13 protein-coding genes are annotated in these 19,293 nt (G+C 68.2%); all 13 read left to right on the top strand.

Features of this window, described 5'->3' with window-relative positions:
* The first annotated feature begins 7 nt into the window (after positions 1–7).
* The 13 genes from clpA (at position 8) to CAL24_RS12835 (ending at position 19,203) form a co-directional block, all read left to right on the top strand.
* A complete protein-coding gene (gene clpA / locus CAL24_RS12895; RefSeq protein WP_094806902.1) occupies positions 8–2,335 on the top strand; it encodes an ATP-dependent Clp protease ATP-binding subunit ClpA in 2,328 nt (775 codons plus the stop codon).
* Positions 2,336–2,337: 2 nt separating this feature from the next.
* Entirely contained in the window at positions 2,338–3,651 is a 1,314-nt protein-coding gene (locus CAL24_RS12890; RefSeq protein ID WP_094806901.1) for a paraquat-inducible protein A, read from the top strand.
* Positions 3,652–3,663: 12 nt separating this feature from the next.
* Positions 3,664–5,313 carry an intermembrane transport protein PqiB gene (locus tag CAL24_RS12885; RefSeq protein WP_094806900.1) on the top strand — a complete coding sequence of 550 codons (1,650 nt, stop codon included), beginning with the start codon at positions 3,664–3,666 and terminating at the stop codon, positions 5,311–5,313.
* A 3-nt stretch (positions 5,314–5,316) separates the two neighbouring features.
* Positions 5,317–5,964, top strand: a complete 648-nt coding sequence (locus CAL24_RS12880) for a PqiC family protein (RefSeq protein WP_028355830.1) — start codon at positions 5,317–5,319, stop codon at positions 5,962–5,964.
* A gap of 223 nt (positions 5,965–6,187) precedes the next feature.
* Entirely contained in the window at positions 6,188–6,946 is a 759-nt protein-coding gene (locus CAL24_RS12875) for an ABC transporter permease (RefSeq protein WP_094807266.1), read from the top strand.
* 3 nt (positions 6,947–6,949) lie between these two features.
* Complete coding sequence (locus CAL24_RS12870) at positions 6,950–7,999, top strand: ABC transporter ATP-binding protein (RefSeq protein WP_028355832.1); 1,050 nt, start codon at positions 6,950–6,952, stop codon at positions 7,997–7,999.
* An 11-nt stretch (positions 8,000–8,010) separates the two neighbouring features.
* The gene (locus tag CAL24_RS12865; protein WP_028355833.1) at positions 8,011–8,892 is read left to right on the top strand and encodes an ABC transporter permease; all 882 of its coding nucleotides are present in this window, start codon (positions 8,011–8,013) and stop codon (positions 8,890–8,892) included.
* 24 nt (positions 8,893–8,916) lie between these two features.
* Complete coding sequence (locus CAL24_RS12860; protein ID WP_094806899.1) at positions 8,917–10,164, top strand: metal-dependent hydrolase family protein; 1,248 nt, start codon at positions 8,917–8,919, stop codon at positions 10,162–10,164.
* A 7-nt stretch (positions 10,165–10,171) separates the two neighbouring features.
* Positions 10,172–13,990, top strand: a complete 3,819-nt coding sequence (gene putA, locus CAL24_RS12855; RefSeq protein WP_094806898.1) for a trifunctional transcriptional regulator/proline dehydrogenase/L-glutamate gamma-semialdehyde dehydrogenase — start codon at positions 10,172–10,174, stop codon at positions 13,988–13,990.
* 28 nt (positions 13,991–14,018) lie between these two features.
* Entirely contained in the window at positions 14,019–15,635 is a 1,617-nt protein-coding gene (locus tag CAL24_RS12850) for an amidohydrolase family protein (protein ID WP_094806897.1), read from the top strand.
* Positions 15,625–16,647, top strand: a complete 1,023-nt coding sequence (locus tag CAL24_RS12845; protein WP_094806896.1) for a CobW family GTP-binding protein — start codon at positions 15,625–15,627, stop codon at positions 16,645–16,647. Before CAL24_RS12850 ends, CAL24_RS12845 begins: the two co-directional genes overlap by 11 nt.
* Positions 16,648–16,790: 143 nt before the next feature.
* Positions 16,791–17,840 (top strand): ABC transporter substrate-binding protein, encoded by a 1,050-nt coding sequence (locus tag CAL24_RS12840; protein WP_094806895.1) that lies wholly within the window; start codon positions 16,791–16,793, stop codon positions 17,838–17,840.
* A gap of 217 nt (positions 17,841–18,057) precedes the next feature.
* The gene (locus CAL24_RS12835; RefSeq protein WP_094806894.1) at positions 18,058–19,203 is read left to right on the top strand and encodes a branched-chain amino acid ABC transporter substrate-binding protein; all 1,146 of its coding nucleotides are present in this window, start codon (positions 18,058–18,060) and stop codon (positions 19,201–19,203) included.
* Positions 19,204–19,293: the final 90 nt, after the last annotated feature.

Genomic DNA, 19,293 nt, shown 5'->3' with positions numbered 1-19,293 from the left:
CGCTTCGATGCGTTACGGAGGAAGCGTGATTTCCCAAGAGCCTGAAGTCAGCCTGCACATGGCTTTTGTCGAGGCCCGTTCGGCCCGGCATGAATTCATTACCGTCGAGCACCTGCTTTTGTCGCTGCTCGACAACGCGTCGGCCGTGGAAGTCCTGCGCGCCTGCGCCGCCAATCTGGATGACTTGCGCCGTAATCTGCGTCAGTTCGTGTCCGAGAACACGCCGGTCATACCTACAGGCGCCGAGGTGGACACCCAGCCCACGCTGGGTTTCCAGCGCGTGATCCAGCGCGCCATCATGCACGTGTCGGCGGGCGGCACCGGCAAGAAGCCGGTCACCGGCGCCAACGTGCTGGTGGCCATTTTCGGCGAGAAGGACTCCCATGCCGTGTACTACCTGCAACAGCAGGGCGTCACGCGGCTGGACGTGGTCAATTTCCTGTCACATGGCATCACCAAGCAGCCGCAGGAGGAGTCCGCCGCCACGCCCAAGGAGCAGCCCGGCATGGAGGAATCCGCCGAGGCGCGCCAATCGCCGCTGGACCAATACGCCAACGACCTCAACGCCGCCGCGCTGGCCGGCCGCATCGATCCGCTGATCGGCCGCGAGCACGAGGTCGAGCGCGTCATCCAGGTGCTGTGCCGGCGCCGCAAGAACAATCCGCTGCTGGTCGGCGAGGCCGGCGTCGGCAAGACCGCCATCGCCGAGGGCCTGGCCTGGCGCATCACCCGCGGCGAGGTGCCGGAGATCCTGCAGGCCGCGCACGTGTACGCGCTCGACATGGGCGCGTTGCTGGCCGGCACCAAGTACCGGGGCGACTTCGAGCAGCGCCTCAAGGGCGTGCTCAAGCAGATCCGCGGCAATCCCGATGCCATCCTGTTCATCGACGAGATCCACACCCTGATCGGCGCGGGCTCGGCCTCGGGCGGCACGCTCGATGCGTCCAACCTGCTCAAGCCGGCCCTGTCCTCCGGCCAGCTCAAGTGCATCGGCGCCACCACCTACACCGAGTTCCGCGGCGTGTTCGAGAAAGACCATGCGCTGTCGCGGCGCTTCCAGAAAATCGATGTCTCCGAGCCCAGCGTCGAGCAGACCGTGCAGATTCTGCGCGGCCTGAAGAGCCGCTTCGAAGAGCATCACAACGTGCGCTATTCGGCCGCCGCCCTGAGCGCCGCCGCCGAGCTGTCGGCGCGCTACATCAACGACCGGCACCTGCCGGACAAGGCCATCGACGTCATCGACGAGGCCGGGGCGGCGCAGCGGCTGCTGCCGCGTTCGCGCCAGAAGAAGGTCATCGGCAAGATCGACATCGAGAACATCGTCTCCAAGATTGCGCGCATTCCGCCGCAGTCGGTGTCCAACGACGACCGCAGCAAGCTGGCCACGCTCGAGCGCGACCTCAAGACCGTCGTGTTCGGCCAGGACAATGCCATCGAGGCCCTGTCGGCCGCCATCAAGATGGCGCGCTCCGGGCTGGGCAAGCCGGACCGCCCGATCGGCTCGTTCCTGTTTTCCGGCCCCACCGGCGTGGGCAAGACCGAAGTGGCGCGCCAGCTGGCGTTCACCATGGGGGTCGAGCTGCTGCGCTTCGACATGTCCGAATACATGGAACGCCACGCGGTGTCGCGCCTGATCGGCGCGCCGCCGGGCTACGTCGGTTTCGACCAGGGCGGGCTGCTGACCGAGGCCATCACCAAGCAGCCGCACTGCGTGCTGCTGCTCGATGAAATCGAGAAGGCGCATCCCGACGTGTTCAACATCCTGCTGCAGGTCATGGACCACGGCACGCTGACGGACAACAACGGGCGCAAGGCCGATTTCCGCAACGTCATCATCATCATGACGACCAACGCGGGCGCCGAAACGCTCAACCGTCCCGCCATCGGCTTTTCCAACAGCCGCGTCGTGGGCGACGAAATGGCCGAGATCCGCCGCATGTTCACGCCCGAGTTCCGCAACCGGCTCGACGCGATCATCCCGTTCGCGCCGCTGTCGCGCGAGATCATCCTGCGCGTGGTCGACAAGTTCCTGATGCAGCTCGAAGACCAGTTGCACGAGCGCCGCGTCGAAGCCGTCTTCACCGAGGCCCTGCGCGAACACCTCGCCAAGGAAGGCTTCGATCCCCTCATGGGCGCGCGTCCCATGCAGCGCCTCATCCAGGACACCATCCGCCGGGCGCTGGCCGACGAGCTGCTGTTCGGCAAGCTGGCGGACGGCGGGACGGTCACGGTCGACCTCGACGAGGCCGGCAAGGTCAGTCTCACGTTCGATGGCCCCGGCAAGTCGTCCGGCTCCGGCGCACCCGACAAACAGGAAGTCGAACTGGTCGATTGATCTTGAGTCCTCAGCCCCTGATTTCGTGCGAGCACTGCGCCAGTGTGTTCCGCCGGCACGAATTGCAGCCTGGGGAGACGGCTTCCTGCGCCCGCTGCGGCACGGTCCTGTGGCGCTATAGCCGCCTGAACCTGTCGGCGTGGCTGGCGCTTGCGCTGGCCGCGCTGATCGTGTTCATCGCGGCCAACGCGTATCCCGTCATCAGTATGTCGGTGCAGGGCATGACCAGCCGCGCCTCGCTGCTCGATGCCGTCGGCATGACCTGGCAGCAGGGCTATGCGGCGGCGGCCATCATGACCGGATTGGCCGGGTTCGCGCTGCCGCTGCTGCAATTGTGCGTGCTGCTATGGGTCCTGGTGCCGCTGGCGCACGGACGGGAGCCGCGCGGGTTGCGGCCGGCGATGCGCCTGCTGGGCCTGCTGCGGCCGTGGTGCATGGTGCCGGTATTCCTGTTGGGCGTAGTGGTGTCGGTGGTGAAGCTGGCCGGCATGGCGGCGGTCAAGCCGGACGTCGGCTTGTACGCGTTCGGCGCGCTGACGGTGCTGCTCACGATCCTGGATCGCCTGTCGCCCCATGCCATATGGCGCTATGCCGAGGAAAACGGCGTGGCGCCGGTGCATGTGCCGCTGCGCCAGCCTGGCCAGGTCCTCACCGGCTGCCATGTGTGCGGCCAGGTGCAGGCGCTGCCGGTACACGACGAGGGCGCGACGCACCATTGCGTGCGCTGCGACGCCGTCGTGCACTACCGCAAGCCGAACTCGCTGGGCCGCACCTGGGCCTTGTTGCTGGCCGCGGCGGTGCTGTACGTGCCGGCCAACGTGCTGCCCATCATGCATATCCGGTCGGTGTTCTTCGGCGACAGCGGCCACACCATTCTGGGCGGCGTGGTCGATCTCTGGCGCACCGGCTCCTGGGACATCGCCCTGATCGTCTTCGTGGCCAGCATCGTGGTGCCGCTGACCAAGATCCTCGCGCTCGGCGCCCTGGCGATCGCCCTGCAGCGACGCAGCCGCTTCAACCTGCGCCAGCGTACCCGCATGTACGAGATGATCGAGTTCATCGGCCAGTGGTCGATGCTGGACGTCTTCGTGGTGATATTGTTGTCGGCGCTGGCCCACTTCGGCGCGCTGATGGAAATTTCCGCCGGGCCGGCGGCGGGCGCCTTCGGCATGGTGGTCATCCTGACCATGCTGGCGGCCATGAGCTTCGATCCGCGCCAGGCCTGGGATCTCGAATCGAAGGATGACGCGGCGGCGCCCCGTGCGGGCCGCCGCGATGCCGCGCCTCGGCCGCGCGCCGCCCCACAAGAACACTAAGGACCACCCCATATGGCCGAGCAGACTCCGCCGCCCGACCAGGGCATCGATGCTCCGGAAGTGAACCGCAAGAAACAGCGACGCATTTCCTGGATCTGGCTGGTGCCCGTGGTGGCCGCGCTGGCCGGCCTGTCGCTGGTGGTGCGCACCTGGGTCCAGGCCGGCCCCGAAGTGACCATATCCTTCAATACGGCCGAAGGCCTGGAAGTCGGCAAGACGCAGGTCCGCTACAAGGACGTCGTGGTCGGCATGGTCGAGAACATCAATTTCAATGAGGACCGCTCCAAGGTGCTGGTGCGGGCCCGGCTGGCCAAAGAGGCCGCCGGGCTGGCGGCCGACGGCACCAATTTCTGGGTGGTGCGCCCGCGCCTGGGCCTGAGCGGCGTGTCCGGCCTGGGCACGCTGTTGTCGGGGGCCTACATCGGCGTGGACGCGCCCGACGGGGCGGGCGCCACCACGACCGCCACCAAGTTCGAGTTCCAGGGGCTGGAAACGCCGCCGCCCGTCACGCACGACCGCGACGGCAAGCGGTTCACCCTCAAGGCCCACGACCTGGGGTCGCTGGACATCGGCTCGCCGGTGTATTTCCGCCGCATCACGGTGGGGCGGGTCATCGGCTACGAGCTCGACCAGAGCGGCGAGGCGGTCAATGTCGAGGTCTTCATCGACGCGCCCAATGACAAGTTCGTCACCGAGGGCGCGCGCTTCTGGAATGCCAGCGGCATCGACCTGTCGGTCGACGGCAGCGGGCTGAAGCTGCATACCCAGTCGCTGGTGTCGCTGGCCCTGGGCGGGGTGGCGTTCGCGCCCGTCAACCTCAACGACAATGACCCGGCGGCCGCCCGCAGCGAATTCCAGCTCTATCCGAGCGAGACCGAAGCCAAGGCCAACCCGGGCGGCGAGCCGTTCCCGATCCGCATGCGCTTCGACCAGTCCGTGCGCGGGCTGGCGGTGGGCGCCACGATCGACTTCCAGGGCATCGCGCTGGGCGAGGTCTCGCGCATCTCGATCGACTTCGACAACGACAAGAAGCGCTTCTATGCGATGGTCGATGCCGTGCTGTATCCCGAACGGCTGGGGCCCGTCTATGACCGGGTGCGGGAACGTTCCGAAGAGGCCGGCGATCCGGCCGGCGGACGCCTGCTGGGCGCGATGATCAAGTACGGCCTGCGCGCCCAGCTGCGCACCTCCAACTTGCTGACCGGCCAGCTCTACATCGTGCTCGAGCACTTCCCGAAAGCCGAGCCGGTCGAATTCCACATGTCGGATCCGATCATGATCCCGACCATCCCGGGCAATCTCGAGCAACTGCAGCAGCAGATCACCAACATCGTCGACAAGATCGACAAGATCCCGTTCGACCAGATCGGACGCGACCTGCGCACCACGCTGTCCAGCACCTCGCGCCTGATGGCCAACCTGGACAAGACGGTGGCGCCCGAGGCGCGGGAAACCCTGCGCGCGGCGCGCAAGTCGCTGGACAACATCAACGCGCTGCTGGCCCACGACGCCGCCTTGCCGGTCAACGCCGAGAGCGCCATGCAGGAGCTGGGCCGCGCGGCGCGCTCGCTGCGCGCGCTGGCCGACTACCTGCAGGCCAATCCCGAAGCGCTGATCCGCGGCCGTGCGGACGATCCGGTCATCGGCACTACCAGGAACTGATCCATGCCCACACGACGCCTCCCGCTTCTCCTGTCCTCACTGGCGCTCGGCGCGGCGCTGGCGGGCTGCGGCGGCTCGCCACCGGCCCGGTACCACACGCTGCAGGCGCCGCTCGACGCGGCGGCCAGCACCCGGCATGCCAATTACCTGATCGAGGTGGCGCCCGTCTCCGTGCCCATGCAGGCGGACCAGCCGCAGATCATGCTGCGCAACGACGCCGGATCGCTGACACCGCTGTATTCCGACCGCTGGAGCGCGCCGCTGGCCGACGAAATTGGCGCGGCCTTGTCCGATACGCTGACGCGCAGCCTGGGCACGCTGGACGTGCGCACCATCAAGCCGGCCGAAGGCGCGCCGGTCTGGCGCGTGCAGGCGGACGTCCAGCGGTTCGACATGATCGAGGGCGGGCCGGCCCGCATCGACGCCACCTGGCGCGTGCGGCCCTTGCACCTGGCGGGCGCCAGTACCCTGGCGTGCCGCAGCATCGTGACCGTCCCCGCGGGCGCCGGCGCGGGCGTGGCGCCGCTGGTGCAGGCCCAGCAACGCGCGATCGCCTTGCTGGGCGCCACCATGGCCAGCGCCATCCAGGCGGGCGGCCGCGAGGCCAGCCCGCCGAGCGCGGAGGTGCAACTGGCGGGTTGCACCAAATAACAGGGTAAACCCTTAAAGGTTAACCACAATTCAAAGCGGGTTGCATCTTCCTTAGTATTTCGGTTGCCCCGGGCGCGGACCCGCCGGCAGGCACGACCGACACGAGGAAATCAACTTGGCAAGCCACTCCATTGGCCCGGGCGTTGCGGGCATCCGCCAGTCCCCCGTCCGGGCGCGCCGCTGGCCGCTGGCACGCTGGCTGCACCGGCTGTTCGTGCTGCTGATGTATGGCTTCATGCTGTGCCCGCTGTTCTTCGTGGTGTGGCTGAGCTTCTTCGAAGACGCCATTCTTTATTTCCCGCCCTCGGGCTATACCCTGTCATGGTATGTGAAGGCCTGGGAGAACCAGGACTTCGCCGACGGCTTCATCTTCAGCCTGCAGGTGGCCCTGCTGGCCGCCTGCTGCGGCGTGGCCATGGGCGTGGTCGCGGCGCTGGGCATCATCCGCTACCGCTATGCCGGCCGGCAGTGGGTCAACACCTTGCTGCTGTCGCCGCTGCTGATCCCCGGCATCGTGGCCGGCATCGCGATCTACCTGTTCTACCTGCGCGCCGAGAACCTGCTGGACACCGATATCGTGGGCACGTACGGCGGGCTGGTGATCGCGCACGTCTGCCTGACCATCCCCTGGACGGTGCGGCTGGTCTCCGCCAGCATGCAGGGGCTGGACCCGAGCATCGAAGAGGCCGCGCGCAACCTGGGCGCCAACGGCCGGCAGGCGTTCCTGCGCGTCACGCTGCCGATGCTGCGGCCCGCCATCGTGGCCGCGGCGTTGTTCAGCTTCATCGTGTCGTTCGAGAACCTGGAACTGTCGTTGTCGCTGGTGGGGCCGGGCAGCACGACGCTGCCCATCGCCATCATGCAGTACCTGGAGTTCACGCTGGATCCAACCATTGCCGCGGTGTCGTCGGTGCAGATCCTGCTGCTGGGGCTGATCATGCTGGTGACCGACCGCTACGTCAAACTCAGTCAGGTGGTGTAGAAAATGGCCAAGGTCGTACTGGAAAAGCTGAAGAAGCAATTCGGGGCGTCGGTGGCGGTGGCGGATTTCTCGCTCGAGATCGCCGACGGCGAGCTGGTCGCGTTCCTGGGGCCCAGCGGATGCGGCAAGACCACCACGCTGCGCATGATCGCCGGCTTCATCATGCCGACGGCCGGCGCCATCCGCATCGGCGATACCGATGTGACGGCGCTGCCGGTGCATCGCCGCGGCACCGGCATGGTGTTCCAGCGCTATGCGCTGTTTCCGCACATGACGGTGGCCGAGAATGTGTCGTTCGGGCTGGAGATGCACAAAGTCCCGGCCGCCGAACGCGACGGCCGCATCCGCCGCGTGCTGGACATGGTGCGCATGACCGAGCTGCGCGACCGTTATCCGCGCCAGTTGTCGGGCGGGCAGCAGCAGCGCGTGGCCATTGCCCGCGCCCTGGCGATCGAACCCAAGGTGTTCCTGCTCGACGAGCCGTTGTCGAACCTGGATGCCAAGCTGCGCCTGGAGGTGCGCGAGGAGATCCGCGCCCTGCAGCAGCGCCTGGGGCTGACCACCATCTTCGTCACCCACGACCAGGAGGAGGCCCTGGCGATGGCCGACCGCATGGCCATCATGCACGACGGCAAGGTGCAGCAGCTGGGTGCGCCCGAAGAGCTCTATGCCAAGCCAGCCAATCTGTTCGTGGCCGACTTCCTGGGCAAGATGAATTTCTTCCGCGGCGGGCCGGCGGGCGGCGGCCGCTTCCGCACCGAGCAGGGCGACGAGATCCTGGCCGAAGGCGTGGGCGACGGCGCGCGGCACCTTGGCGTGCGGCCCGAGCGCGTGCGCCTGGCGCGCGACGCGACGGCCGCCAACGCGCTGGCCGGCACGATCGAATCCACCGTCTATCTGGGCTCCATGCTGGAAGTCCGGGTGCGGCTCGACAGCGGCGAGGCCATCAGCAGCCGCGTGGTCAACGGCGCCGCGCGCGACGTGCCGCTGGAGCAGGGCGCGCGCGTCCACGCGTGCTTCGCGCCGGCGGATTGCGTGCTGTTCTCGCAATGAGGGACGCCGCGATGAATCCGGTTTCCCGTGACGGGCGGCGCGGCGGGCTGTTTGGCGCGACGCTGGCGTTTCCCGCGTCGCTGGTGGTGCTGCTGATCATCATGGTGCCGATCCTGCAGCTGTTCCGCTACAGCTTCAACCATTTCGACCCAGTCGAAATGATGCAGACCGGGCTGTCGCTGGAGAACTACGTCCGGTTCCTGTCCGACCCCTACTACCGCGACGTGCTCTTCACCACCTTGTGGGTGGCGGGCCTGTGCACGCTGCTGGCGCTGGTGCTGGGCTTTCCGGTCGCCTACTTCCTGGCCAAGACGCAGAGCCGCTACAAGAGCCTGTTCATCATCCTGCTGGTGTTCCCGCTGATGGTCGGCAACGTGGTGCGCGCGGCCGGCTGGATGGTGGCGCTGGGCAACGCCGGCGTGGTCAATGCGGTGCTGGTGGGCCTGGGCTGGGTCGACCAGCCGGTGCAGCTCATGTACACGCCCACCGCGGTGGTGATCGGCATGACCGCGGTGGTGATGCCGTACATGATCCTGACCCTGCAGAGCGTGCTGGAGGGCATGGATTTCTCGGTCGAGGAGGCGGCCCAGAACCTCGGCGCCGATTTCCTCACCACGTTCCGCCGCATCGTGCTGCCGATCGCCGCGCCCGGCGTGGCGGCCGGCACCCTGCTGGTGTTCATTCTCTGCATGAACGCCTATGCCACCCCGGTGCTGCTGGGCGGCACCGGGCTCACCATGATGGCGCCGGCCCTCTACGACCAGATCGCGCGCGCCTCGAACTGGCCGTTCGGCGCGGCGCTGGCCCTGGTGCTGGTCTGCGTCACGCTGATCATGGCATTGCTGTCGAACTGGATGATCCATCGCCGCTATGTCAAGACGATGGGTGCCTGACACTCTCTTCATGGAGATTTTCCGATGACCGCGGTCCTGTTCAAGAACGCCACGCTGCTCGATCCCGCCAACCCCGAGCTGCAGGAAGGTTTCCACGTGCTGGTCGAGGACGGCCGGGTCAAGGAGGTCTCCGACCGGCCGTTGCAGGCCGCGTCGGCGCAGGTCATCGACGTGGCTGGCAAGACGCTCATGCCGGGCCTGATCGACCTGCATGCGCACGTCATGGCGACCCAGCTCAATCTCAGCACGCAGGGGGTGTTGCCGGACGCGCTGGTCATGATGCGGGCGGTGCCCATCATGGCCGGCATGCTGCGGCGTGGCTTCACCACCGTGCGCGACGCCGGCGGCGCGGGCTGGGGCCTGAAGTGCGCGGTGGAAGAGGGCGTGGTGGCGGGGCCGCGCCTGTTCATCTCGGGCCATGCGCTCAGCCAGACCGGCGGGCACGGCGACCCGCGCCCGCGCTCGGACCATTTGCCCTCGATGGAGCTGTGCGGCTGCTGTTTCCGCGCCGGCTACATCGGCCGGGTGGCCGACGGCGTCGAGGACGTGCGCAAGGCGGTGCGGCAGGAACTGCAGATGGGCGCCGACCAGATCAAGATCATGGCATCGGGCGGCGTGGCTTCGCCCACTGACCCGATCGCCTCGTTCGGCTATTCCGAGGACGAGATCCGCGTCATCGTCGAGGAGGCGGCCGGCCGCCAGACCTACGTAATGGCGCACTCGTATACGGCCGACGCCATCGAGCGCGCCGTCCGGCTGGGCGTGCGCACCATCGAGCACGGCAACCTGGTCGACGAGCGCGTGGCGGCCTTCATGGCGCAGAAGGGCGCCTATGTGGTGCCCACGCTGGTCACCTACGAGGCGCTGGCCAACGAGGGCGCCGAATACGGACTGCCGCCGGACAGCGTGGCCAAGATCGCCACCGTGCGCACCGCCGGCCTGCATTCGCTGGAAATCTACAAGCACGCCGGCGTGAAGATGGGTTTCGGCTCCGACCTGCTGGGGCCGTCGCAGCGCCTGCAGAGCGACGAATTCCGCATCCGCACCCAGGTGCTGTCCCCCTACGAGGTGATCCAGAGCGCCACCACCATCGCGGCCGAGGTGCTGCGCATGGAAGACCGGCTCGGCCGGCTGGTGCCGGGCGCGCTGGCCGATGTGCTGGTGGTCGACGGCAACCCATACCAGGACGTCGCCTGCCTGCTGGGCCAGGGGGAACGCATCCCGCTGGTCATGAAGGACGGCAAGATTTTTCACAATGAACTGAGGACTTGAATTCATCATGGCCAGTACGACACTGGGCGTCAAGGTGGACGACACCTTGCGCGATCGCCTGAAGGCCGCCGCGCGGCAATTGAACTGCACGCCGCACTGGCTGCACAAGCAGGCGCTCCTGGCTTATCTCGACAGAATCGAGCGCGGCCAGCTACCAGCGGAAATCTCTCACCTGTCGCAAGAGGAAACCGACGACGACGACACCGAGTCGAGCCCGCCGAGCCCGACGCCGCCGTTCTTCGAGTTCGGGCAGGACGTGCAGCCCCAGTCGGTGCTGCGCGCGGCCATCACTGCCGCCTACCGGCGCCCGGAGCCCGAATGCGTGCCGCTGCTGCTGGGGCAGGCGCGCATGCCCAGTCCCGAGAAGATCCACGCCATGGCCGCGCGCCTGGTGCAGACGCTGCGCGACAAGCGCGGCGGCGGCGGGGTGGAGGGGCTGATCCAGGAGTTCTCGCTATCCAGCCAGGAGGGCGTGGCGCTGATGTGCCTGGCCGAGGCCTTGCTGCGCATCCCGGACCGGGCCACGCGCGATGCGCTGATCCGCGACAAGATCGCGCGCGGCGACTGGCGTTCGCACATGGGCGGGTCGCAGTCGCTGTTCGTCAATGCCGCCACCTGGGGACTGATGCTGACCGGCAAGCTGGTCGCCGTCAACAGCGAGCAGTCGTTGTCCCGGGCGCTGACGCGCCTGATCGGCAAGGGCGGCGAGCCGCTGGTGCGCAAGGGCGTGAACCTGGCGATGCGCATGATGGGCGAGCAGTTCGTGTCGGGCCAGTCCATCTCCGAGGCGCTGGCCAACAACCGCAAGCTCGAGGCCCGGGGCTTTCGCTATTCCTACGACATGCTGGGCGAGGCGGCCACCACCAGCGAGGATGCCGAGCGCTACTACGCGTCCTACGAGCAGGCCATCCACGCCATCGGCAAGGCAGCCGCGGGGCGCGGCATCTACGAAGGGCCGGGCATTTCCATCAAGCTGTCGGCGCTGCACCCGACTTACGCGCGGGCGCAGCGCGAGCGCGTCATGGAAGAGCTGCTGCCGCGCGTCAAGGCCCTGGCCGTGCTGGCGCGCAGCTATGACGTCGGCCTGAACATCGACGCCGAGGAGGCCGACCGGCTGGAAATCTCGCTGGACCTGCTCGAATCGCTGTGCTTCGAGCCCGAGCTCGAAGGCTGGAACGGCATCGGCTTCGTGGTGCAGGCCTACCAGAAGCGCGCGCCGTTCGTGATCGACTATGTGATCGACCTGGCGCGCCGCAGCCGCCACCGCGTGATGGTGCGCCTGGTCAAGGGCGCCTACTGGGACAGCGAGATCAAGCAGGCCCAGCTCGAAGGCCTGGAGGGCTACCCGGTCTACACGCGCAAGGTCTATACCGACGTCGCGTACCTGGCGTGCGCGCGCAAGCTGCTGGGCGCGCCCGAGGCCGTCTACCCGCAATTCGCCACCCACAATGCCTACACGCTGGCGGCGGTGTACCACCTGGCGGGCCAGAATTATTATCCCGGCCAGTACGAATTCCAGTGCCTGCATGGCATGGGCGAGCCCCTGTACGAGGAAGTGGTGGGGCCGCTCTCGCAAGGCAAGCTGAACCGGCCGTGCCGCATCTATGCGCCGGTCGGCACCCACGAGACGCTGCTGGCCTACCTGGTGCGGCGCCTGCTCGAGAACGGGGCCAACACGTCCTTCGTGAACCTGATCGGCGACGAGGATATTCCGGTCGACGAGCTGGTGGCGGATCCGGTCGAAGTGGCCTTGCGCATCACGCCGCTGGGCGCGCCGCACGAGAAAATCCCGCTGCCGCGCGAGCTGTATGGCGCGCCGGGCAGCGGCGCGCGCCTCAACTCGGCGGGCCTGGATCTCACCAATGAACACCGGCTGGGCTCGCTGGCGGCGGCACTGCTGGCCAGCGCCGCCACGCCATGGCAGGCGGCGCCCATGCTGGGCGAAGGCAACGGCGCCTGGGATGCCGGCCGGGCCATCGAAGTGCGCAACCCCGCCGACCATCGCGACGTGGTCGGCCATGTCATCGAGGCGCAGCCGCACGAGGTCGAGCTGGCGCTGCGCGCGGCGGCGAATACGGCGCCGATCTGGCATTCCACGCCGGTCGGCGAGCGCGCGCAGTGCCTGCGCCGCGCCGCCCAGCTGCTCGAAGAGCGGATGCAGACGCTGCTCGGCCTGATCGTGCGGGAAGCCGGCAAGTCGCTGCCCAATGCCATCGCCGAAGTGCGCGAGGCCGTGGACTTCCTGCGTTATTACGCCGACCAGGCCGAGCGCGAATTCAACAACGACACCCATCGCCCGCTCGGCACCGTGCTGTGCATCAGCCCGTGGAATTTCCCGATGGCGATCTTCACCGGGCAGGTCGCGGCCGCGCTGGTGGCCGGCAACACGGTGATCGCCAAGCCGGCCGAGCAGACCAGTCTGATCGCCGCGCAGGCGGTGCAGGTGCTGCGCGCGGCCGGCGTGCCCGCCGGCGCGGTGCAGCTGCTGCCGGGACGCGGCGAGACGGTGGGCGCCCAACTGGTGGGCAGCGCGGACATCGACGGCGTGATGTTCACCGGCTCCACCGACGTGGCGCGCCTGATCGCCCGCACCCTGGCCGGCCGCCTGGACGACCGCGGCCACACCATCCCGCTGATCGCCGAGACCGGCGGCCAGAACGCGATGATCGTCGACTCCTCGGCCCTGGCCGAGCAGGTCGTGTTCGATGTGCTCAACTCGGCCTATGACTCCGCCGGCCAGCGCTGTTCGGCCCTGCGGGTGCTGTGCCTGCAGGAGGACAGCGCCGACCATGTGCTGCACATGCTGCGCGGGGCGATGCGCGAGCTCAGTGTCGGCAACCCGGACCGCCTTTCCACCGATGTGGGGCCGGTCATCGATGCCGAGGCGCGCGACGGCATCCTGCGGCATATCGAGGCCATGCGCGCGGCGGGCCACCGGGTCGACCAGGTCGAGATCGGGCCGCAGTGCCGGCACGGTACGTTCGTGCCGCCCACGCTGATCGAGATCGACCGCCTCGAAGAGCTGACGCGCGAAGTGTTCGGACCGGTGCTGCACGTGCTGCGCTATCGCCGCGAGGACCTGGACCAGGTGCTGGACCAGATCAACGCCACCGGCTACGGGCTGACCTTCGGCGTGCACAGCCGCATCGACGAGACCATCGGCCGCGTCACCGAACGCGTCCACGCGGGCAACATGTACGTCAACCGCAACATCGTCGGCGCGGTGGTGGGCGTGCAGCCCTTCGGCGGCGAGGGCCTGTCGGGCACCGGCCCCAAGGCGGGCGGGCCCCTGTACCTGTACCGGCTGCTGGCCACGCGTCCGGCCGGCCTGCCGCCCGGGGTCGATGGCGCCGGCCCCTTGCCGCGCACCTTCACCTTGCCCGGCCCGACCGGCGAGCAGAATACCTATCGGCTGCAGCCGCGCGGCGCGGTGCTGTGCGTGGCCGCCACCGAGGCGGGCGCGCGGGCGCAATGGGCCGCCGCGCAGGCCACCGGCAACCGCGCGCTGTTCCTCGATACGCCGGCCGCCCGCGCCTGGCAGGCGGGCGCGGGCGGCGCGACGGCCGGGGTCGAGTTGCTGGCCGACGACGCGGTCGACGAGGCAGCGTTCCATGGAGTCCTGTTCGAAGGCGACGGCGACGCGCTGCGCGCCTGGAATCAACGCATCGCCGCCCGCGGCGGCCCGATCCTGGCGGTGCAGGGGCTGACGCCGGACGCCTTGGCCGCCGGCGCCGCCTATGCGCTGGAGCAACTGGTGGCGGAGCGTTCGATCAGCGTGAACACCGCCGCGGCTGGCGGCAATGCCAGCCTGATGTCCATCGGCTGATTCCTCCACCTCATTCCAAGGATCCCTCATGGCGCTCGACAACCCCTTTGCCCACAGCGAACCCGGCGAAGAGTCGCGCGATGTCAACGCGGCCAAGGGCTGGCACCCGCCCGCGGCCGCCACGCGGCGCGACCGCGGCGCGGGGCCCTTCAAGCGGCTGGTCTTGCGCGGCGCCACCGTGATCGACGGCACCGGCGCGCCGCCCTGGGGGCCGGTCGACATCGTGGTCGAGGACGGACGCATCGCCGCGCTGGCGGCGGTGGGCACGCCCGGCAAGCCGATCAACCCGGATCGCCGCCCGCCGCCGGGCGAACACGAGATCGATTGCCACGGCAAGTTCGTCACGCCCGGGCTGATCGACTCCCATGCGCACATCGGCACGCCTTACCACGCCATGAGCGGCGAGGTGCCGCCAGCGGACTACATCTACAAGTTGTGGCTGGCGCACGGCGTGACCACGGTGCGCGAGATGGGCGCCATGAACGGCCTCGGCTGGGTGCTCCAGCAGCGCGCCCTGGCCGAGCGCAACGAGATCGCCGCGCCGCGCATCGTTTCGCACGTAGTGTTCCCGGCCGTCAACGACCGGGTCAAGACCATCCACACGCCGGACCAGGCGCGCGAGTGGGTGCGCAGCATCCATGCGCGCGGCGCCGACGGCATCAAGTTCTTCGGCGCGGCGCCGGCCCTGATGCAGGCGGCGCTGGACGAAGCGGCCAAGCATGGCCTGCGCTCGGGCTGCCACCATGCGCAGATGGCCGTGACGCGCGTCAACGCGCTGAAATCGGCCCGCTGGGGGCTGACCAGTTCCGAACACTATTACGGCCTGCCCGAGGCGCTGTTCGAGAACCGCGTGGTGCAGGACTTTCCCACCGACTACAACTACGGCGACGAATACTACCGTTTCGCCCTGGCCGGACAGACCTTCATGCAGGCCGCCCAGCCCGGCAGCGCCAAGTGGCGCGAGGTCATGGAGCAGTTCCTGGAACTGGGGCACACCTTCGTGCCGACCTTCAACATCTATGACGCGAACCGCGACCTGATGCGGGCGCGGCGCGCCGACTGGCACGACGAATACACCTGGAACGCGGTCTGGAAATACTTCCAGCCGCAGCGCGGCGGCCACGGCGCGTACTGGTATCGCTGGAGCACCACCAACGAGATCGAGTGGAAGCAGAATTACCGGCTGTGGATGCAGTTCATCAATGAATACAAGAACCTGGGCGGCCGGGTCTGCGCCGGCAGCGATTCGGGCTTCATCTTCCAGATCTACGGCTTCGGGCTGGTGCGCGAACTGGAATTGCTGCAAGAGGCCGGCTTCCATCCGCTGGAGGTGCTGCGCGCCGCCACCTCGCTGGGCGCCGAGCTCATGGGGTTGGACGAGGACACCGGTTCGGTGGACGTAGGCAAGCGCGCCGACCTGCTGGTGCACGACCAGAACCCGCTGCAGGACTTCAAGCTGCTGTACGGCACCGGCGCCATGCGCCTGAACGACGCCAATGGCCAAGTCGAGTGGCGGCGCTCGCTGCAGTACACCATCAAGTCGGGCATCGTCTACGACACCGAGCAGCTCCTGGCCGATGTGCGCGCCATGGTGCGCGACAGCTGGGCCGGCGATGAATCGCGGCGTCCGCCCCATGTCCGTTGACCTGATCATCCTGTCGGGCTTCCTGGGCAGCGGCAAGACCACGCTGCTGGTGGATTATTTGCGGCAGGACCAGGCCGGCGAGACCGGGGTCATTGTGAACGAGGCCGGCGAGATCGGCATTGACGGCGCGATCGTGGCCGACACCGGCAGCCAGGCGCCCATGCTGATGCTGTCCAACGGCTGCGTGTGCTGCTCGCTGCGCAGCGGGTTGGTGGACACCGTGACCGCGCTGCTGGACGCGCCGCGCCCGTCGGGGCGCGGGCCGCTGCGGCGCATTGTGCTGGAGACCAGCGGCCTGTCCCGCCCCGGCCCCATCATCGCGTCGCTGGCCGATCCGGTGCTGGCGGCGTTCCAGCCCCGGCTGGCGGTGGTCTCGACGTACGACTGCCTGGCCGGCGCCCATGAGCGCCATTTCGACGAGGCGGCTGCGCAATTGGCGGCAGCCCATCGCATCGTGCTGACCAAGACCGACCTGGTCGAGCCGCAGGCGCTGCAGGCGCAGCAGCGGCGCGCCGCCGCGTTCAACCCGCTGGCCGAGGTGGTCGGCGGCGCCGGGCGCGCCGGCATGCTGCGCCAGGTATTCGAGGGCGTCGCCGGCGAGCCGGCCGCCGGCCTGGCGGCGCAGGCGCTGGCGGCCTCGGCCGGCGCGGCGCAGCGCCACCCGCGCATCAGCGTGCTGGCCGGACAGGCGCGCGCGCCGGTGGCCTGGGACGACGTCGCACAGTGGCTGGACGACCTGGCCGGCTATTGCGGCGAACGCCTGTTGCGGGTGAAGGCGCTGCTGCGTGTGACCGATTGCGCCGAGCCGATCCTGGTGCAGGGGGTGGGCACGACCTATGGCATGCCGCGCCGCATGGCACGGCTGGCCGACGCCCAGGAAGCCGTGGTCGTGATCGCGCGCGACATCGATCCCGCCGAGCTGGCGGCCGCGCTGGGCCCGGGCGCGCCGGTGGCGCTGGCGCCGGCCGGCGCCACGCCGCCCGCGCTTGCGGGTTTCCGCCAATATTCCTGAGGTATCGCCGAATCGAGAATGCCCCGATGCAACCCACGCAGCCAGGATGTTGCCCGGACGAGCCAGGCGGCAGGGCGCCATGAGGCGCGCCGCCATCGTTGAACAACAGGGACCCGCCTGTTGACACTACAAAGAGGGAAATCATGAAACCAAGCGGATTGAATCGACGCAGCTTCCTGAAGACCGCCTCCGGGCTGGCGCTGGCCCCCGCGCTGCCCCTCGTGCCCGGGCTGGCCGGCGCGGCCGAGTCGAAAGTGGTGGTGGGCACCTGGGGCGGCGACTACCAGCGCCTGCTGCAGCAATTCATCTCGCCGCTGCTGGAAAAGCAGGGCATCGATGTGGTGTTTGACACCGGCAATGCGGTGCCGCGGGTGACCAAGCTGCGCGCCGAGCGCAATTCGCGGCGCGGCAGCATGGACGTGGCGCTGCTGGGCGAGGTCGACATGTTCGACGCGGCGCGCTCGAACACGCTGGCGGACGTGGATCCCAAGCGCGTGCCCAACCTGGCGCAAGTGTACGACCAGTTCAAGACGCCGTACTCCATCCCGCACATCTTCAGCGCGATGACCCTGGTGTACAACACCGAGAAATTCCCTTCGCCGCCGGATTCGCTCGAGGTCATGCTGGATCCGGCGTTCAAGGGCCGCACCGGCTTTTCCGATATTCTCTACTTGTACAACGGCCTGTTCGTGGGCGGCGCCAAGCGCACCGACAGCTTCGAGCCCGGCAAGAAGTTCCTGGACCGGCTCAAGCAGAACGCGCCGCGGGTCTATCCGTCCAACGAGGCCGTGGCGGCGGCGTTCAAGTCCGGCGAGATCTGGATGGCCGTCATGTGGAAGGCGCGCGCGCTGCAGTGGCAGGACGCCGGCCTGCCGCTGGACTTCGTCATTCCCAAGGAAGGGGCCATCCCCGTGACGTTCGAGGCCGCCGTGGCGCGCAATGCCCGCAATGACGAGGCGGCCTGGCAGTATCTGAACGCGATGCTGGAGCCCGCCGGGCAGGTGCATTTCGCCCGCGCCATGGGCTATGCGCCCACCGTGCGCAATGCCGGCCTGCCGGCCGACCTGCAGAAGCGGGTGGGTTTCACCGACGCGGAACTGGAGCGCATCCACCCCTATGACCTCAAGCCGCTGGTGGAGTCCAAGGCCAGTTTCCTGGACTACTGGAACAAGTCCTTCAAGGCCGCCCTGTAGCGGGCGGGTTGTACCGGGTTATCGCCAATAGCGCATGGGGTTGCACCTGACCGAAAATCCGGTGCAACTTTTTCCGGCCTCCGGTAACCCCGGGCCGGCCGCGCGGCAGGCGCCGGGCGGCTGGTCGTTGACATTAATATTCCGATTCATAAAGGGCTCCCGCGCCACAAGCGGCGGCGTGTCCTGGTTGTTACCCCATTCACACAGGAGGGTTTACATGAAATCCGCATTTTCCCGTCCGGCCTTGCTGGCCGCCCTGGCCGCCGCCTGCCTGGCGGGCGCCGTCCAGGCCGAAGAAATCAAACTGGGCTTCGCCGCGCCGCTGACCGGTCCGCAGTCGCACTATGGCGAAGACATGCAGAACGGCCTGACCATGGCGCTCGAGGAAGCCAACAAGAAGGGCATCAAGGTCGACGGCGAAGTCGCCAAGTTCGTGCTGGTCTCGCGCGACGACCAGGCCGACCCGCGCGCCGCCGTGCAGGTGGCCCAGCAACTGGTGGACGAGGACGTCGACGGCATCCTGGGCCACTTCAATTCGGGTACCACCATTCCGGCTTCGCGCGTGTACAACGAAGCCGGCCTGCCGCAGATCGCCATGGCGACCTCGCCCGAATACACCAACCAGGGCTACGACACCACGTTCCGCATGATGACCAGCGACACGCAGCAAGGCGCGGCGGTCGGCAAGTTCATCGTCGAGAACCTCAAGGCCAAGAAGGTCGCCATCATCGACGACCGCACCGCCTATGGCCAGGGCCTGGCCGACGAGGTCGAGAAGGCGGTCAAGAAGGCCGGCGGCGAGATCGTGCGCCGCGAGTACACCACCGACAAGGCCAACGACTTCACGTCCATCCTGACCAACATCAAGGCCGCCGGACCCGACGCGATCTTCTACGGCGGCCTGGACGCGCAGTCCGGCCCCATGAAGCGCCAACTGGTGCGACTGGGCCTGAAGGCGCCGCTGGTCTCGGGCGAAATGACCCGCAGCGACACCTTCATCAAGCTGGCCGGCGATGCCGCCGACGGCACCTATGCCTCGCTCGCGGGCGTGCCGCTCGAGAAAATGGCGGCCGGCAAGGATTTCGCCCAGCGCTACGAGGCCCGCTTCAAGAAGGCGCCCGGCGTGTATGCGCCGTATGCCTACGACGGCGCCTGGAACATGATCACGGCCATCGAGCAGGCCGGTTCGGCCGATCCGCAAGACTACCTGCCCAAGCTGGCCCAGCTCGAGCGCAAGGGCGCCACCAGCGAGCACATCGCCTACGACGCCAAGGGCGATCTCAAGGAAATCTCGGTCACCATCTACGAAGTCAAGAACGGCAAGTGGGAAATGGTCGAGACCATGGTCAGCCAGGCCAACTGAGCGGCCGGCTCGCACTCGCGGGCGCGCGTCGCGCCCGCACCGCAGCACCGGCGCCGCGCGGCCATTGCGTCCGCGTGGCGCGGCTTTTCC

The organism is Bordetella genomosp. 2, assembly GCF_002261345.1.
Taxonomy (GTDB): Bacteria; Pseudomonadota; Gammaproteobacteria; order Burkholderiales; family Burkholderiaceae_B; genus Bordetella_A.
The sequence above is the reverse complement of the archived record's forward strand: the minus strand, read 5'-3'. Positions and strand labels throughout refer to the sequence as shown.

Coding starts and splice junctions, on each gene's coding strand:
- CAL24_RS12860 (WP_094806899.1), top strand. CDS start 8,917: ATGACCGCGGTCCTGTTCAAGAACGCCACGCTGCTCGATCCCGCCAAC.
- CAL24_RS12845 (WP_094806896.1), top strand. CDS start 15,625: ATGTCCGTTGACCTGATCATCCTGTCGGGCTTCCTGGGCAGCGGCAAG.
- CAL24_RS12850 (WP_094806897.1), top strand. CDS start 14,019: ATGGCGCTCGACAACCCCTTTGCCCACAGCGAACCCGGCGAAGAGTCG.
- CAL24_RS12870 (WP_028355832.1), top strand. CDS start 6,950: ATGGCCAAGGTCGTACTGGAAAAGCTGAAGAAGCAATTCGGGGCGTCG.
- CAL24_RS12865 (WP_028355833.1), top strand. CDS start 8,011: ATGAATCCGGTTTCCCGTGACGGGCGGCGCGGCGGGCTGTTTGGCGCG.
- clpA (WP_094806902.1), top strand. CDS start 8: ATGCGTTACGGAGGAAGCGTGATTTCCCAAGAGCCTGAAGTCAGCCTG.
- CAL24_RS12880 (WP_028355830.1), top strand. CDS start 5,317: ATGCCCACACGACGCCTCCCGCTTCTCCTGTCCTCACTGGCGCTCGGC.
- CAL24_RS12885 (WP_094806900.1), top strand. CDS start 3,664: ATGGCCGAGCAGACTCCGCCGCCCGACCAGGGCATCGATGCTCCGGAA.
- CAL24_RS12875 (WP_094807266.1), top strand. CDS start 6,188: ATGTATGGCTTCATGCTGTGCCCGCTGTTCTTCGTGGTGTGGCTGAGC.
- CAL24_RS12835 (WP_094806894.1), top strand. CDS start 18,058: ATGAAATCCGCATTTTCCCGTCCGGCCTTGCTGGCCGCCCTGGCCGCC.
- CAL24_RS12840 (WP_094806895.1), top strand. CDS start 16,791: ATGAAACCAAGCGGATTGAATCGACGCAGCTTCCTGAAGACCGCCTCC.
- putA (WP_094806898.1), top strand. CDS start 10,172: ATGGCCAGTACGACACTGGGCGTCAAGGTGGACGACACCTTGCGCGAT.